Consider the following 15,150-nt stretch of genomic DNA (forward strand, 5'->3'; position numbering starts at 1 on the left):
CCCGGCAGGCGATCCCCCACCTTGAATACGCCGGGCGGCGGGGTTCGGTTCCACCACGTACGGGTGAAGTCGAAACGGGGCGCCCCCTTTTGTCAGGGGACGCCCCGTCTCTCGCGCCCGTCGCGGGACCGCGTGCGGGCGCCCGGACTCAGGCGTAGTGCGCCCGCAGCCGGGCCGCCGCCTCGGGTCCGTCGCCCCACCGGTCGAGCGCGAGCAGCCCCGCGCCGAGCACCGGCGGCGAGGTCACGACCCCGACGACGGCCTTCGGCGCCCGCACGGCGAGGAGTTCCGCGATCCGCCCGTCGAGTTCGGGGTGGCGGGCGGCGAGCACGCTGCCGCCCAGGATCACCGGCGTCTCCTCGGCGAGCAGCCCGAGCCGGCCGAGCGCGACCGTGGCCAGCGCGACCACCTCCTCGGCCTGCCGGTGCACCAGGGACCGGGCGACCGGGTCGCCCGCCGCGCTCACCCGGAACAGCACGGGCGTCAGTTCGTGCCGCCCGGCCGCCGGGATCCGGCCCAGGTGCAGGGCCTCGATCAGCGCGTACATCGTCTCCAGACCGAAGTGCGCGGGCAGGGCTCGGGACAGGGCGGTCGGTTCGCCCCGCCCGTCCTCCGCGCGCGCGGCCCACCACAGGGCCTCGTCGGCGAGCCCGCCCCCGCCGCCCCAGTCGCCGGAGATCTTCCCGATCGCGGGGAAGCGGGCGGTCCGGCCGTCCGGCAGCATCCCCACGCAGTTGATCCCGGCACCGCAGACCACGGCGACCCCGCGCGGCTCGTCGACCCCGGCGCGCAGCAGCGCGAAGGTGTCGTTGCGCACGTGCACCGAGCGGCTCCACCCGCGCGCCTCGATCGCGGCCTGCAACTCCGCCTCCTCGACGGCGAGATCGGCGTTCGCCAGGCAGGCGGAGACGTGCGCGAGCACGGGCGCCGGCGCCCGGCCGCCGGCCGCGGCCCAGGCCCGGCCCACGATCTCCGCCAGCCCGTCCAGCGCCGCCTCCACACCGACCACCGGCGGCTGGAACCCGCCGCCGCGTGCCGCGCCGAGGACGCTGCCGTCCCTGCCGAGGACCGCGACGTCGGTCTTGCTGTTGCCGGCGTCGATCGCCAGCAGGCTTCCGTTCAGGCCCACTCGAGGTGCTCCCGGTTGTGCGCGATCAGCCGGTCGGTGAGCCCGTCGGCGTACGCGTACTGCCCGACCAGCGGATGGGCGAGCAGCGCCTTGAACACCCGGTCGCGCCCGCCGCGCAGGGCGGCCTCCAGCGCCAGGTCCTCGTACGCGGTCACGTGCGCGATCAGCCCCGCGTACAGCGGGTCGACCGGGGCGACCGGCAGCGGCGACGCCCCCTGCGCGCCCACCGCGGCCTGCACCTCGACGACGGCGTCGTCCGGCAGGAAGGGCAGGGTGCCGTTGTTGTACGTGTTGACCACCTGGTACGGCGAACCGCCGCCGCCCAGCAGCCCCGCGGCCAGGTCCACGGCCGCCTCGGAGTAGAACGCGCCGCCCCGCTTGCCGAGCAGCGCCGGCTTCTCGTCGAGCGCCGGGTCGCCGTACAGCGCGAGGAGTTCCTTCTCCATGGCGGCGACCTCGGCGGCCCGGGAGGGCTTGCTGCCGAGTTCCCGGACGACCTCGTCGTGGGCGTAGAAGTAGCGCAGGTAGTACGAGGGGACGACCCCGAGGCGGTCCACGACGGCGCGCGGCAGGCGCAGGTCGTCGGCGACCGCGTCGCCGTGCTCGGCGAGCAGCCGCGGCAGCACGTTCTCGCCCTCGGGTCCGCCGAGGCGTACGGCCGTCTCCCAGGTCAGGTGGTTGAGCCCCACGTGGTCGAGGTGGACGTCGGACGGGGCCACGTCGAGGAGCCTCGCGAACTTGCGCTGGAAGCCGATCGCGACGTTGCACAGACCCACGGCCTTGTGGCCGGCCTGCAGCAGGGCGCGGGTGACGATGCCGACGGGGTTGGTGAAGTCGATGATCCAGGCGTCCGGACTGGTGCGCCGGACCCGCTCGGCGATGTCCAGGACGACCGGGACGGTCCGCAGGGCCTTGGCGAGCCCGCCGGCCCCGGTGGTCTCCTGCCCGACGCAGCCGCACTCCAGCGGCCAGGTCTCGTCCTGTTCGCGGGCGGCCTGTCCGCCGACCCGCAGCTGGAGCAGGACGGCGTCGGCGCCCTCGACGCCCTCGTCGAGCGAGCCGGTGGTGACGATCCTGCCGTCGTGGCCCTGCTTGGCGAAGATCCGCCGGGCGAGTCCGCCGACCAGTTCGAGGCGGTCGGCCGCCGGGTCCACGAGGACGAGTTCGGTGATGGGCAGGGTGTCGCGCAAGCGCGCGAACCCGTCGATCAGTTCGGGGGTGTAGGTGGAGCCGCCCCCCACGACAGCGAGCTTCATATCGTCAGCTAGCCCTTCACTCCGGTCAGTGTGACTCCCTCGACGAACGCCTTCTGGGCGAAGAAGAACACGAGGATCACAGGGGCCATGACCAGGACGGTCGCGGCCATGGTCAGATTCCAGTCGGTGTGGTGGGCGCCCTTGAAGGACTCCAGGCCGTAGCTCAGGGTCCAGGCGCCGGGGTTCTCGGACGCGTAGATCTGCGGTCCGAAGTAGTCGTTCCAGCAGTAGAAGAACTGGAACAGCGCCACGGCGGCGATGCCGGGCCTGGCCATCGGGAGCACGATCCGCACGAGGGTGCGCAGTTCGCCGCAGCCGTCGATCCTGGCCGCCTCGACGTACTCGTCCGGAATCGTCAGCAGGAACTGGCGCAGCAGGAAGATGGCGAAGGCGTCGCCGAAGGCCATCGGGACGATCAGCGGCCACAGCGTGCCGGAGAGGTCCAGCTGCTTCGCCCAGAACAGGTACATCGGGATGATCACGACCTGCGGCGGCAGCATCATCATCGAGATGACGAGCAGCAGCGACAGGTGCCGGCCGCGGAAGCGGAACTTCGCCAGCGCGTAGGCGACCGGGACCGAGGACAGCACCACGAGCGCGGTGCCGAGCCCCGCGTACAGCAGGGAGTTGCGCCACCAGGTGAGGAAGCCGGGGGTGTCCAGCACGCGGACGTAGTTGTCCCAGTGCCAGGTGTTCGGTGTGAGGTCGCGGGTGAGCGCCTGCTGGTCGCTCATCAGGGACGTCAGGAAGACGAAGACGAACGGCAGCACGAAGAACAGGGCCGCGGCGATCCCGAGGGAGTGCACCGCGATCCAGTGCAGCAGCGACCGGCGGCGGGCCGCCTTCGCGACGGGGTCCGTCAGGGGGCGGTCGAGCGGGGAGGCAGTCGTCATGGATCAGTCACCCGAGCCGATCAGGCCGCCGCGCCGCCGCATGAGCAGCGCGGTGAAGGCCATGGAGAGCGCGAAGAGCACCAGCGCCACGACGCAGGCGGCGCCGTAGTCGAAGCGGCCGAAGCCCAGGTTGTAGACCAGCTGCGGGAGGGTGAGCGTCGAGTCGTCCGGGTAGCCCGGCTCGAAGGTGACGCCCGAGCCTCCCATCACCCCCGAGGCGACCTTGGAGGCCACGATCGGCTGGGTGTAGTACTGCATCGCGCCGATGACACCGGTCACGACGGCGAACAGGATGATCGGCGAGATGTTCGGCAGGGTCACGTACCGGAACCGCTGCCAGGCGGAGGCGCCGTCCAGCTCGGCGGCCTCGTACTGCTCCTTCGGCACGTCGAGCAGCGCGGCCATGAAGATGACCATGAGGTCCCCGACGCCCCACACGGCGAGGACGGTCAAGGCCGGCTTGGCCCAGTCCGCGTCGTTGAACCAGGAGGGGGCGGGGACCCCGACGGCCTCCAGGAGCGAGTTGACCGGTCCGGTGCCGGGGTTGAGCAGGAAGACGAAGGCGAGCGTCGCGGCCACCGGCGGGGCGAGGTAGGGCAGGTAGAAGAGGGTGCGGAAGACGCCGACGCCCGTCTTGATCCTGGTGATCAGCAGGCCGACGCCGAGGCCGAACACCACCCGGCAGGCGACCATGACGACGGCCAGCCAGAGGGTGTTCTGCATCGCCGGCCAGAACTTCGGCATGTCCTGGAAGACGTACGTCCAGTTGTCCAGGCCCCGCCAGGTCGGTGGGTTGAGGCCGTCGTACTTCATGAACGAGAAGTAGACGGTCGAGAGGAGCGGATAGGCGAAGAAGACGCCGAATCCGATCAGCCAGGGCGACATGAACGCCGCGGTGCGGAGCGCGTTGCGCGTGCGCCTCGACCGCAGCGTGCGACGCCCGTCCTGGGGCGCGGCGGCGGGTGCGGCCGGCCGCTTCGTGGGCAGGGTGTCGGTGCTCATGAGGGCGTGTCCCGGCCGCTACTTCGCCTGGGCGATGTCGCGGTCGATCTGGGCCGCGGTCTCCCCGAGGCCCTTGCGCAGGTCGGTGACCTGGCCCTTCTCGTACTTCTGGGCGAAGTCCTGGAGGGTGTCCTGGTAGGCCGAGCCGTTCACCGCGCCGTCCGAGGTGGAGGACCGCGGGTGCTGGGCGATGTCGAGGAAGGTCTTGAAGCGCGCGTCGAACTTCAGGTTCGGGGACTTGAGCGCCTCCAGCGTGGAGGGCACGTTGCCGATGCCGTTGGCGAAGTTCACCACGGCCTCCGTGTCCATGGTCATGTACTTGACCAGCTCCCAGGCGGCGTTCTGCTTCCTGCTCTGCGGAGCGATGCCCATGATCGTGCCGGAGAGGTAGCCCTTGCCGTACTCCGCGACCTCGTCGTCCGCGACCGGCAGCGGCGCGACGCCGACCTCGAAGCCGACCTTGGCGTCCTTGATGAAGTTCAGCCGCCACTCGCCGTCGAGCTGCATGGCGACCTGGCCGGTGTGGAAGGGGTGCTTGGCGCCCCACTCGTCGCCGAAGGTGGTGCGGTACTTGTCCAGCTTGGCGAACCCGCCGAGTCCGTCGACGAGCGACTTCTGGTACGTCATCATCTCGGCGAACGCCGGGTCGGCGGCGACGTTGGACTTGCCCTGGGCGTCGAAGTACCGGTGGTTCCACTGGGACATGTAGTGGCTCACGACGGTCTCGTAGCCGAGGTAGTTCGGCATGAAGCCGAGCTGCTCGTAGGAGTCGCCCTTCGGCTTCGTCAGCTTCTTCGCGACCTGCGCGAACTCCGTCCAGGTCCTGGGCGGCGCGGTGATGCCGGCCGCCTCGAAGGCGTCCTTGTTGTAGTAGAGCCCGTACGCGTCGGACAGCAGCGGCAGCGAACAGCGCTTGCCCTCGAACTGCGTGTACTCCTGGAGGACCTTCGGGAAGGTCTTGTCCAGGTCCACCTTGTCCTTCTCCAGGAAGGGCTTCAGGTCGGCGAGGGCGCCCGAGGCGCAGAACTTGCCGACGTTGGCGGTGGTGAAGGAGGAGACGACGTCGGGACCGTTCGAACCACCGGCGCGCAGCGCCTGGTTGAGCTTGTCGTCGTTGATGTTGCCGACGACCTTCACCGTGATGTTCGGGTGGGACTTCTCGAAGCGGTCGACGTTGTCCTGGATCGCCTTCACCTCGGCCGGGGCGGACCAGCCGTGCCAGAAGGTGATCGTCGTCTTGGCGGCGGGGTCGTCGGTCGCGCCGTTGCCGGCGGAGCCGGTGCACGCGGAGGCGAGGAGGGCCATGGAGGCGGTGGCGGCGAGCGCGATCGCGGCTCTGCGCGGACGGACGGGCATGACGGAGTCTCCCTGTGACGAAGGGGCGGCGGGGAAGGGGACGGAGGGTGTGGCGGTCGGACCCCAGGGCGCCGGGCGCCGGGGGTGGTCGGGGGCGGGGGCTACCGCGAGGTGTCGAAGACCTCGTCGCGGGTCGCCGCGAGGGCGCTCTCGAGGGCGCCGCGCAGTACGGGGTCGTGGTCCACGGTGCCGAGGACGAGCCGGGGGCGGGAGGCCGCGAGCTCGGCCAGTTCGGACTGGACGCGCTCGCGCAGGGGTTCGCCGCCGGCCACGTTCACCTGGCCGGACAGGACGAGAAGTTCGGGGTCGAGCACCGCGACGACGGAGGCGAGTCCGGTCGCCAGGCGCTCGGCGTACCGGTCGAGGAGCGCGGCGTGGCGCGGGTCGTCGCCGTGGTGGGCGGCGGCGTGCGCGAGGAGCCCGGACGCGGTGGCGACGTACGGCTGCTCGACGGTCTCGATGCCGAGGGAACGGGCGATCCGGGGTACGGACTGGACACCGGCGAGCTCCTGGTAGCCACCGGAGTTGGCCTTCGTGACCTGCCGCACGAGCGGGGTGCCGGGCACCGGCAGGAAGCCGACCTCGCCCGCGCCACCGGTGAAGCCGCGGTGCAGCCGGCCGCCGAGGACGACGGCGGCGCCGAGACCCTCCTCGTTCCAGAGCAGCACGAAGTTGTCGTGGCCGCGTGCGGCGCCCAGGCGCTGCTCGGCGATGGCGGCGAGGTTGACGTCGTTCTCGTACTCGAACGGCATCGGGAGCACCGCGGCCAGTTCCTCCAGGAGGGTGGGGGAGTGCCAGCCGGGCAGATGGGAGGCGTACCGCAGCCGGCCGGTGGCCGGGTCGAAGGCGCCGGGGGTGCCGATGACGAGGCGGTGCACCTCGGCCGCGGTGATCCCGGCCTCCTTGGCCGCCCCGTCGAGGGCGGTCGTGACCTGGCGGACGACGCCCTCGGCGGCGCGTCCCGGGGTCCTCAGCTCGAACTCGCCGACGACCTCGCCGGTGATGTCGGCGACGGCGGCGCGGATCCGGCCGGGGTTCACGTCGAGGCCGGCGGCGAAGGCGGCCCGGGCGTTGATGGCGTACAGCTGCGCGCTGGGTCCCGGCCGGCCCGCGGTGGTGCCGCCGGCGACGACGAGCCCGGCGGCCTCCAGGCGGGCGAGCAGCTGTGAGGCGGTCGGCTTGGAGAGCCCGGTGAGCTTGCCGATCCGGGTCCGGGAGAGCGTGCCGTGCTCCAGCAGCAGATCGAGGGCGGCGCGGTCGTTCATGGCCCGCAGGACACGAGGGGTGCCGGGGGTTCCCGGGGTCGTACCGGCCATGTCGGATGCACCTGCCCTTCGGCTCTGGACGGGGCCATTCTGCTGCCCGTCGGCCCGCTTCCCCAACTGCACTGTTAGGAAAGTTTCCTATTCGATGGGAGGACCGTAGGACGGGCGTCACCTGGGCGTCAATACCCGCGGACGCACGACGCCCCCGAAGGCAACCAAAGCGTTACCTGCGGGGGCGTCGGGGACGGGCGGGCGCGGGACCCTTCGCTGCCGGGGGCCGTCCTACTTCGAGAGGTTGGGCGAGGACGGCGGCAGCGGGGTGGCCGCGGCGGACTGCGGCGAGGTGGCCGAGGAGAAGGCCGAGGGCGCGGCCATGCCCGCGGTCGGGTCGGCTGCGGCCTCCTCCGCCTGCGCCGGGACACCGCCGACGATCCGGATGCCGGCCGCGTCGAGCGCGCGCTTGATGCGCCAGCGCAGCTCGCGCTCCACGCTCAGGGCCTTGCCCGGCATGGTCTTCGCGGACACGCGGACGGTCATCGAGTCGAGCAGCACCTCGTTGAGGCCGAGGATCTCGACCGGCCCCCACAGGCGCTCGTTCCACGGCTCTTCCTTCGCCATGGCCTCGGCGACCTCGGTGATCACCGTGCGGACCCGGTCCAGGTCCTCCGTCGGGCGGACCGTCACGTCGATGGCGGCCGTCGCCCAGCCCTGGCTGAGGTTGCCGATCCGCTTGATCTCGCCGTTGCGGACGTACCAGATCTCGCCGTTGTCGCCGCGCAGCTTCGTCACCCGCAGACCGACCTCGACGACCTCGCCGGACGCCACCCCCGCGTCGACCGAGTCGCCGACGCCGTACTGGTCCTCCAGGATCATGAAGACTCCGGAGAGGAAGTCCGTGACGAGGTTCCGGGCGCCGAAGCCGATCGCGACGCCGGCGACACCGGCCGAGGCGAGCAGCGGTGCCAGGTCGATCTTGAAGGCGCCCAGGATCATCAGGCCGGCCGTGCCCAGGATGAGGAAGGACGCGACCGAGCGCAGCACCGAACCGATCGCCTCCGAGCGCTGGCGGCGCCGCTCGGCGTTGACCAGCAGCCCGCCGAGGGCGGTGCCCTCCACGGCCTGGGCGGAGCGGTTCATCCGCTCTATCAGCCTGGTCAGGGCGCGGCGGATGGCCATCCGGAGCAGCAGCGCGACGACCAGGATGAGGACGATGCGCAGACCGGTGTTCAGCCAGGTGGACCAGTTCTCCTCCACCCAGCCGGCGGCGCTCGTCGCCCGCTCCGCCGCTTCGTCCAGAGTGACGGGGACGGACTGGGGATCGTCGGCGGCCACCGAGGCTGACCAGGACACGGGGAAACCTCCAGGCATTGCGACAGCAGAACAACCACACTAACGGGGCATCGGATGTGCTCCCGCCGCCCTGCCGAAGGGAGAGACGGACCTCACCCGGGGATGTATCCCGTGTCCGTGTGGATGTGGTCGAGAACACCCCAAGGCCGTTACCGCCACGTGGTGGCGCTTTGACCAGGCATGAGGGGAGACTGAGAGCAGATCGTCCCGGCGCGAGCCACGCGCCGCCGGCGTCATAGGAGGCATCACGTGCCGCATGTCCTGGTCCTCAACGCGTCGTACGAGCCCCTCGGCGTCGTACCGCTCCGCCGCGCGCTCGTCCTCGTCCTGGAGAACAAGGCCCTGTGCCTCGAGGAGTCCGGCGCCTTCCTGCACAGCGAGACCCGCGTCGTCCCCGCACCGAGTGTGGTCCGGCTGAAGCGGTTCGTGCGGGTCCCCTACCGGGGGCCCGTTCCTCTCACCCGCAGAGCGCTGTTCGCCCGCGACGGCGGACGCTGCATGTACTGCGGTGGCGTCGCAACCAGCGTCGACCACGTCGTTCCGCGCAGCCGCGGGGGTACCCACGCCTGGGACAACGTCGTGGCGGCCTGCCGCCGCTGCAACCACGTCAAGGCCGACCGCCATCTGCGCGAACTGGGCTGGCGGCTGCGCCACCAGCCGGCGCCGCCGTCCGGACTCGCCTGGCGGATCATCGGCACCGGTCACCGGGATCCGCGCTGGCTGCCCTACTTGCAGCCGTACGGCGCGGACGACGTGATGGCCCGGATCGACGCCGTCTCCCACGCCCCCACGGGGGCCGTGCGGACGGCGACCTGATCCGGGCCTTCGTCGTACCAGGGCCGGGCACGGGCCGCGGCACGGTGCGTGCCGCGGCCGTGCGGGGCGGGTCGGGGCGCGCGCCTCGGTGCGACGAGCGCGCACCTGCCGCCGGCCCGTCGTGCCCGCAGCGCCCACGGACCGGCGGCCCGGTGGGTCGCCTGCTGTGCTGTCACTCCTGGGGTGACTGTGGCTCCTGGGGCTGCTCGGGTTGCTGGGACGGCTGCTGCGCCGGGGGCGCGGGGCTCTCCGGGGGTGCGACCGCGTAGGTCTCCACCGTCCAGAGCGAGTAGCCGTACGGTGTCGCCCGCGCGTCGCCCTGGACCCGCAGGAAGCGGGTGTCCGCCGCGTCCATGCGCACCGCCTCGCGGCCGCCGCGGCCGTCGGCGACCGTGGCCGCCGTGCGCCAGGTGCGGCCGTCGGCGGAGACCTGGATGCGGTAGCGGGAGGCGTACGCGTCCTGCCAGTGCAGGACCACCTGCCCTATCCGGGTGGGCTGGGCCAGCTCCAGCTGCCACCAGGCGCCGTCCTCCGCCGGGGAGGACCAGCGCGTCGCCGGGTCGCCGTCCAGCGCCGAGGCCGCCGGGAAGTCGGGCGTCTCGTCGCCCGATGAGGACGCCGTCGCCGTGCGCGCCAGGTCCGGGCCGGCCGTGCGCGGGAAGGCGCGGACCGTCAGGACCCGTTCCTCGCCCGCGAACGAGACCGGCACCTGGTACGAGCCGGCCGGCACGTCCGGTGCCACCGAGACCTCCAGCGGCACCGTCGTCCGCGTCCCGCGCGGCACCAGGACCTCCTTCGGCAGCCGTACCGCGATCCCCTTCGGCGCCCGCGCCGTCAGGGCGCCGCGCACCTCGCCCGCCCGCTGTGCCAGCAGGTGCACGTCCACCCGCTGCGCCGCCCCGCCGATCTCCGCGTCGGTCTCGCCACGGGCCAGTTCCAGCTCCGCGTGCGGCTCGTCCGCGAACCACGGCACCAGCGAGCGCACCTCCGGGGCCGCGGCGCCGGTCCAGGCGATCCGCACCGCCTCGGCGCGCAGGCCCTTCGCGTCGGCCTGCGTCCAGCCGGAGGGGGACAGCGGGCCGAGCGGCCGCCAGCCCTCACCGGTCACGTACGCCTCCACCCGGGCGCCCTCGCCCGAGCCCGGCTCGGTCATCACGGTCAGCGTCTCGACGGGCCGCGAACGGTCCAGCCGGAGCACGTACGCGCTCTGCTCCCGCTCGGCCCGCCGCCCGGTGCGCCGTTCGCGGTCGGCGCCCGTCCAGGCGGCCGACTCGGTCACGGCGCGCGTGAGGAAGGGGCCGAGGACGCCCTTGCCCACCGTCACCTGGCCACCCTGTACGAGCGACGCGCGCAACGGCTCCAGCCGCAGCGACGCCTGCCAGGCCGCCGTGCCGTCGCCGCGGGTCTGGGCCAGCAGCATGTCGACCGCCGTCTCGCCCGCCAGTCCGTACTGCGACAGCCGCGCGAGCCAGGGCCGCGTCTCCTCCGCCAGGGCGCCGTCCGCCGTGGCGGCCAGCCGCTGCGGCGCCTCCCGCATCACCGTGAACGCCGCCCGCAGCTCGCGCGCCGCCTTCTCGCGGACCGCCGGCGACCCGGCAGTCCGGCTGCTCCAGAACGCCGCCATCAGGGGCTTGAGGTAGGCGGACTCGCCCGCCGGGTCGAGGAGCGAGGAGGCGTCGTTCCCGGCCAGCGCCCACAGCGCCTCGCGGGCCGCGGCGTCCGGCCCGGCCAGGTCGTCGACCGCCGCCCGCCAGGACTCCTGCGGCCGGTATCCCTTCGGGTTCCAGGCGTAGTCCGCCGCGGTGAAGAGCGGCACGCGCGAGGCCGTGGCCTGCTCCATCGCGTTGGCGAGGAACGCGGCCGAACCGGCGGCCACCGCCGGCTCCCGGCCCTGGTAGGCGCCGAGGAAGAGCCGGTCCTGGGCGTAGTCGTTCACCGGGTAGTTGTCCATGGTGACCAGCGGGTGCCGGAACGTCGCCCGCGCGCCCGCCAGTTCCCGTCCGGTGATGGTGCGCGGCACGACGCCCACACCCGTCCAGGCCACCTGGACCCGGTCGTCGAGCGCGGCGGCGAGCGCGGCGCGGTAGTCCGTCCTGCCGTCCTGGTAGTACTCCGTCGGCATCAGGGTCAGCGGCTCCGCGCCCGGGTGCCGCTCCGCCAGGTGCCGGGCCACCGCGCTCGCCACGCGCGCGTGGGCGGCGGCCGCTGCCTCGGGCCCGCGGCCGAAGACGTCCGCGTCCTTCGAGCAGTGCCACTCGCTGTAGCTGACGTCCTGGAACTGGAGCTGGAAGGAGCGCACCCCCAGCGCCCACATCGCGTCGATCTTCCGGTTCAGCGCCCGGACGTCGTCGTCCGAGGCCAGGCACATGGACTGGGCGGGGGCCACGGCCCAGGCGAGCGTCACGTGGTTGGCGCGGGCGCGCTCCGCGAGGGCGCGGAACGCGGCACGCTGCTCCGCCGGGTAGGGCTCGCGCCAGAGGGTCTGCCGGTACAGGTCGTCACCGGGCGCGTAGAGGAAGCGGTTCTGCTTGGTGCGGCCCATGAAGTCGAGCTGGGCGAGGCGCTGTTCCTGGCTCCAGGGGCGGCCGTAGAAGCCCTCGGTCAGTCCGCGCACGGCGCTGCCGGGCCAGTCGCGGATCGCGACGCCCCGGATCTCCCGCTGCGGGCCCACCAGTTGGCGCAGCGTCTGCACGGCGTGGAAGAGGCCGTCCTCGCCGACCCCGTCGAGCGCCACGGTGTCCCGGCCCTGGACCCGCCCCGTCGCCAGCCGGTATCCGCCCCGCGGCAGGTCGGTCCTCTCGTGGGCGCGCAGCGCCCGCAGGGCGTCGGAGGCGCCGGAGACTCCGGAACCGGCGGGTCCGCCGGCCCGGACGACGGTGCCCGCGCCGGGCAGCGAGGTGTGGACGGTCCGCACGCCGGCCGACCGCAGCACCTCCCGCAGCGCGGCGAGGGCGTACGGGTCGGCGTCGGCGTCGGCGAGCAGGGTCACCTCGTCGCCCAGCGGCACCGAGGGACCCGTGGCCGTCATGGACTGCGGGCGCGGCCATACGCCGGTGTCCGCGGCCGCGGCCCGCCGCGCGTCGGCCTGTTCGTCCGCGGTCGTGGCCGGCGGGACGGGCGCCGCCTGGGCGAGGCCGGGCATCGCGCCGCCGAGGAGACCGCCGATGACCGCGGCGGCCACGGCCGTCGCGGTCCGCTTCCTGCGCCCGAGGTGCACGGGGGACTCCTTTGGTCACGAGTGGATTACGACCCCACCACCCGGTCGGCCGAGGTGTCAATGCAGGTGGCCGATGTGTCGGCTTTGCCGGATGTTCTTTCGGCGAGGTGACGTCTCTCCGTCAACTTCCGCCGGTAAAACGGGGTGCGATGGGTAGTCCTGTTGCTGTTGTCCCACTTGTCGAGACGAACCGGGAGACCCCCGTGGCCGCGACCACCCGCACGATCACCCCTATACGGGTGCCTGAACAGGGCCCGCTCACCAGCGAACCGCCCCTCGCCGACACCGCCCCGCTCACCAGCGAACCGCCGATGACCGACGCGGCCCCCCTCACCAGCGAGCCCACCTCCCCCGGCACCGCGGGCGGCACGGAGTCCCCCGGAGTGTGACCGTCCCGGGCCGCCACCGTTCCCGACCCTCCCGGAGTGTGAAGTGACCCTGGCCCGTCTCGCCGCCCTTCATGGCGTCGCCACCACGTACGCGCCCTCCGAGGGCGTCACCGTCCCGGTGCCCGACGCCACGGTCGTGGCCGTGCTCGCCGCCCTGGACGTGGACGCCGGGACGCCCGAGGCCCTCGACGCCGCGCTCGAAGCGGCCCACCGGGCCGAGCGGGACCGCCTTCTGCCGCCGACCCTCGTCCGGTGGCAGGACGGCCGGGACGGCCCGGGCGGGCTGGGCGAGGGGCTGCCGCCCGGCACGCGGCTGCGCGTGACGACCGAGGCGGGCGGGACCGTCGAGATCGTCGACGGCGTGCTGACCCCGGACGCCGCGGACGGGGACGGTGCCGTGGGCGAAGGCCCGGGCGGCTCCGCGGGCCCGGCCGGCGACCGGCTGCCGCTCGGGGTCCACCGGGTCGACGCGGTCACCCCCGACGGCCGCGCCGGGGCGAGCACCCTGATCGTCGCCCCCGCGCGCGTACCCCGTCCCGAACGGCGCGCGTACGGCCTGCTCGTCCAGCTCTACTCCGTCCTGTCCGCGCGGTCCTGGGGCATGGGCGACCTCGGCGACCTGCGTGAACTCGCGGCCTGGGCGGGCCGTACGCACGGCGCCGGCTTCGTCCAGGTCAACCCGCTGCACGCGGCCGTGCCCGGAGCGCCCACCGATCCGTCGCCCTACCGCCCCTCGTCCCGCCGCTTCCCCGACCCGGTCCATCTGCGGATCGAGGACGTCCCCGAGTACGGCTACGTGGGCCCGGAGTACCGCGAGGCGCTGGAGGCGGTCCTCGCCGACGCCGCCGAGCTGCGCGAACGGGTGCTGCGCAAGGGGGCGTTGATCGACAGGGACGCGGTGTGGGAGGTCAAGCGGCGGGCCCTGGAGCTCGTCCGGACCGTCGAGCCCGGGCCCGGCAGACAGGCCGACTACCGGGACTTCCTCGCCGAGCGCGGCCGCGCCCTGGAGGACCACGCCACCTACTGCGCCCTCGCCGAGCGTCACGGCCACCACTGGCGGGCCTGGCCGGAGGAGCTGCGCGACCCGCGCTCCGCCGCCCCGCTCGTGGCGGCCGACGCCGAGCTGTCCGCCCGGGTCGACTTCCACTGCTGGCTGGCCTGGCTGACGGACCGGCAGCTCGCCGCCGCCGGGGCGACCGCCCGCGAGGCGGGGATGGCCGTGGGTGTCGTCCACGATCTCGCGGTCGGCGTCCACCCGGACGGCTCGGACGCCTGGGCCCAGCAGGACGCCTACGCCGCGGGCATGTCGGTCGGCGCGCCGCCCGACGCCTTCAACTCCCGCGGCCAGGACTGGGGCCTGCCGCCCTGGCGCCCCGACGCCCTCGCCGCCTCCGGCTACGCGCCCTTCCGCGGCCTGCTCCGGGAGCTGCTGCGGCACGCGGGCGCCCTGCGGATCGACCACGTGATGGGACTGTTCCGGCTCTGGTGGGTCCCGGAGGGGGGCGAGCCCACCGAGGGCACCTACGTCCGCTACGACGCCGAGGCCATGCTCGCCGTCCTCGCCCTGGAGGCCCACCGGGCCGGCGCCGTCGTCATCGGCGAGGATCTCGGCACCGTCGAGCCCGGCGTGCGCGAGGCGCTGTCACGGCGGGGGGTGCTGGGCACCTCCGTGCTGTGGTTCGAGCGGGACTGGTCGGGCTCCCGGCAGCCGCTGCCCCCGGAGGCGTGGCGCACCGACTGCGTGGCCACCGCCACCACGCACGACCTGCCGTCCACGGCCGCCCGGCTCTCCGGCGACCACGTCTCCCTGCGGCACCGCCTCGGGCTGCTGTCCGGGGACCTGGCGCGCGAGCGGGCGGAGGACGCCGCCGAGACCGGCGAATGGCTCGGTGTCCTGGAGCGGCTGGGACTGCTGCCGGAGGGGCCGGGCGACGAGGAGGCCGAGATCAGGGCCGTCCACCGGTTCCTGCTCCGCACCCCGGCCCGCATGGTCGGGGTGTGGCTGCCGGACACGGTCGGGGACCGCCGGCCGCAGAACCTGCCGGGCACCTGGGACGAGTACCCCAACTGGCGGCTGCCGGTCGCCGGACCGGAGGGGCAGCCGCTGACCCTGGAAGCCCTTGCCGCCTCGCCGCGGGCGCACCGCCTGCTGGCCCTGTTCGACCTCTTCGGGACGCGTACGGCACCCCCGGGCGCGCGGCCCGTTTAGGTGTTCGCTACGTTTGCACCGTGGACAAGAAGAACGCCCTGCGCGCCGGTGCTGTCGCGGCCGGTACGACGCTGATGATGCTGCTCATGTCGTCCCCGGCGCTCGCGCTGACCCGCGACGACGGTGACGACCCGGCCCCCAAGCTGAGTGTCGTCGAGACCCTCGGTCTCTTCGTCTTCACCCCGATCGTGCTGTTCCTGGTGATCTGCGGTCTGGTGATGGTGCTCGACAAGTCCAAGAAGGCCTGAGACACCGGCCTCTGTCGCAT

Annotated in this window: 12 protein-coding genes; 4 read left to right on the top strand and 8 right to left on the bottom strand. The window is 73.4% G+C overall.

Going from position 1 to position 15,150, the window contains the following annotated elements; genetic code table 11:
* Positions 1-148 precede the first annotated feature (148 nt).
* From ACE1OA_RS22555 to ACE1OA_RS22585, 7 genes are all read right to left on the bottom strand, one after another.
* Positions 149-1,129: an N-acetylglucosamine kinase gene (locus ACE1OA_RS22555; RefSeq protein ID WP_432753277.1), complete on the bottom strand. Its 981-nt coding sequence runs from the start codon at positions 1,127-1,129 to the stop codon at positions 149-151.
* Complete coding sequence (locus ACE1OA_RS22560; RefSeq protein WP_356777560.1) at positions 1,120-2,385, bottom strand: 6-phospho-beta-glucosidase; 1,266 nt, start codon at positions 2,383-2,385, stop codon at positions 1,120-1,122. Before ACE1OA_RS22560 ends, ACE1OA_RS22555 begins: the two co-directional genes overlap by 10 nt.
* An 8-nt stretch (positions 2,386-2,393) precedes the next feature.
* Entirely contained in the window at positions 2,394-3,278 is an 885-nt protein-coding gene (locus ACE1OA_RS22565; RefSeq protein WP_356598867.1) for a carbohydrate ABC transporter permease, read from the bottom strand.
* A gap of 3 nt (positions 3,279-3,281) precedes the next feature.
* Entirely contained in the window at positions 3,282-4,163 is an 882-nt protein-coding gene (locus tag ACE1OA_RS22570; RefSeq protein ID WP_356599175.1) for a carbohydrate ABC transporter permease, read from the bottom strand.
* A gap of 135 nt (positions 4,164-4,298) precedes the next feature.
* The gene (locus ACE1OA_RS22575; protein ID WP_356598865.1) at positions 4,299-5,636 is read right to left on the bottom strand and encodes an ABC transporter substrate-binding protein; all 1,338 of its coding nucleotides are present in this window, start codon (positions 5,634-5,636) and stop codon (positions 4,299-4,301) included.
* 101 nt (positions 5,637-5,737) lie between these two features.
* Positions 5,738-6,952, bottom strand: coding sequence for an ROK family transcriptional regulator (locus ACE1OA_RS22580; RefSeq protein WP_356598863.1), 1,215 nt, complete (start codon positions 6,950-6,952; stop codon positions 5,738-5,740).
* A 231-nt stretch (positions 6,953-7,183) separates the two neighbouring features.
* Entirely contained in the window at positions 7,184-8,269 is a 1,086-nt protein-coding gene (locus ACE1OA_RS22585; RefSeq protein ID WP_356598861.1) for a mechanosensitive ion channel family protein, read from the bottom strand.
* A 231-nt stretch (positions 8,270-8,500) separates the two neighbouring features.
* On the opposite strand from ACE1OA_RS22585, the gene ACE1OA_RS22590 reads away from it, so the two are divergent.
* Positions 8,501-9,067 carry an HNH endonuclease gene (locus ACE1OA_RS22590; protein WP_147978048.1) on the top strand — a complete coding sequence of 189 codons (567 nt, stop codon included), beginning with the start codon at positions 8,501-8,503 and terminating at the stop codon, positions 9,065-9,067.
* Positions 9,068-9,239: 172 nt separating this feature from the next.
* Here ACE1OA_RS22590 and ACE1OA_RS22595 read toward each other — a convergent pair whose 3' ends face one another.
* Positions 9,240-12,284 carry a beta-N-acetylglucosaminidase domain-containing protein gene (locus ACE1OA_RS22595; protein ID WP_432753278.1) on the bottom strand — a complete coding sequence of 1,015 codons (3,045 nt, stop codon included), beginning with the start codon at positions 12,282-12,284 and terminating at the stop codon, positions 9,240-9,242.
* Between the two features lie 239 nt (positions 12,285-12,523).
* Between ACE1OA_RS22595 and ACE1OA_RS22600 the strand changes: the two genes are divergently transcribed.
* The 3 genes from ACE1OA_RS22600 to ACE1OA_RS22610 are packed head-to-tail and all read left to right on the top strand — an operon-like array spanning position 12,524 to position 15,130.
* Complete coding sequence (locus ACE1OA_RS22600) at positions 12,524-12,673, top strand: hypothetical protein (protein ID WP_356777686.1); 150 nt, start codon at positions 12,524-12,526, stop codon at positions 12,671-12,673.
* Between the two features lie 43 nt (positions 12,674-12,716).
* Positions 12,717-14,882: a 4-alpha-glucanotransferase gene (malQ, locus tag ACE1OA_RS22605; RefSeq protein WP_384866652.1), complete on the top strand. Its 2,166-nt coding sequence runs from the start codon at positions 12,717-12,719 to the stop codon at positions 14,880-14,882.
* A gap of 20 nt (positions 14,883-14,902) precedes the next feature.
* Entirely contained in the window at positions 14,903-15,130 is a 228-nt protein-coding gene (locus ACE1OA_RS22610; RefSeq protein WP_147978046.1) for a hypothetical protein, read from the top strand.
* The last annotated feature ends 20 nt before the right edge of the window (positions 15,131-15,150 follow it).

It is taken from the genome of Streptomyces sp. JL2001 (assembly GCF_050917515.1).
Taxonomy (GTDB): domain Bacteria; phylum Actinomycetota; class Actinomycetes; order Streptomycetales; family Streptomycetaceae; genus Streptomyces.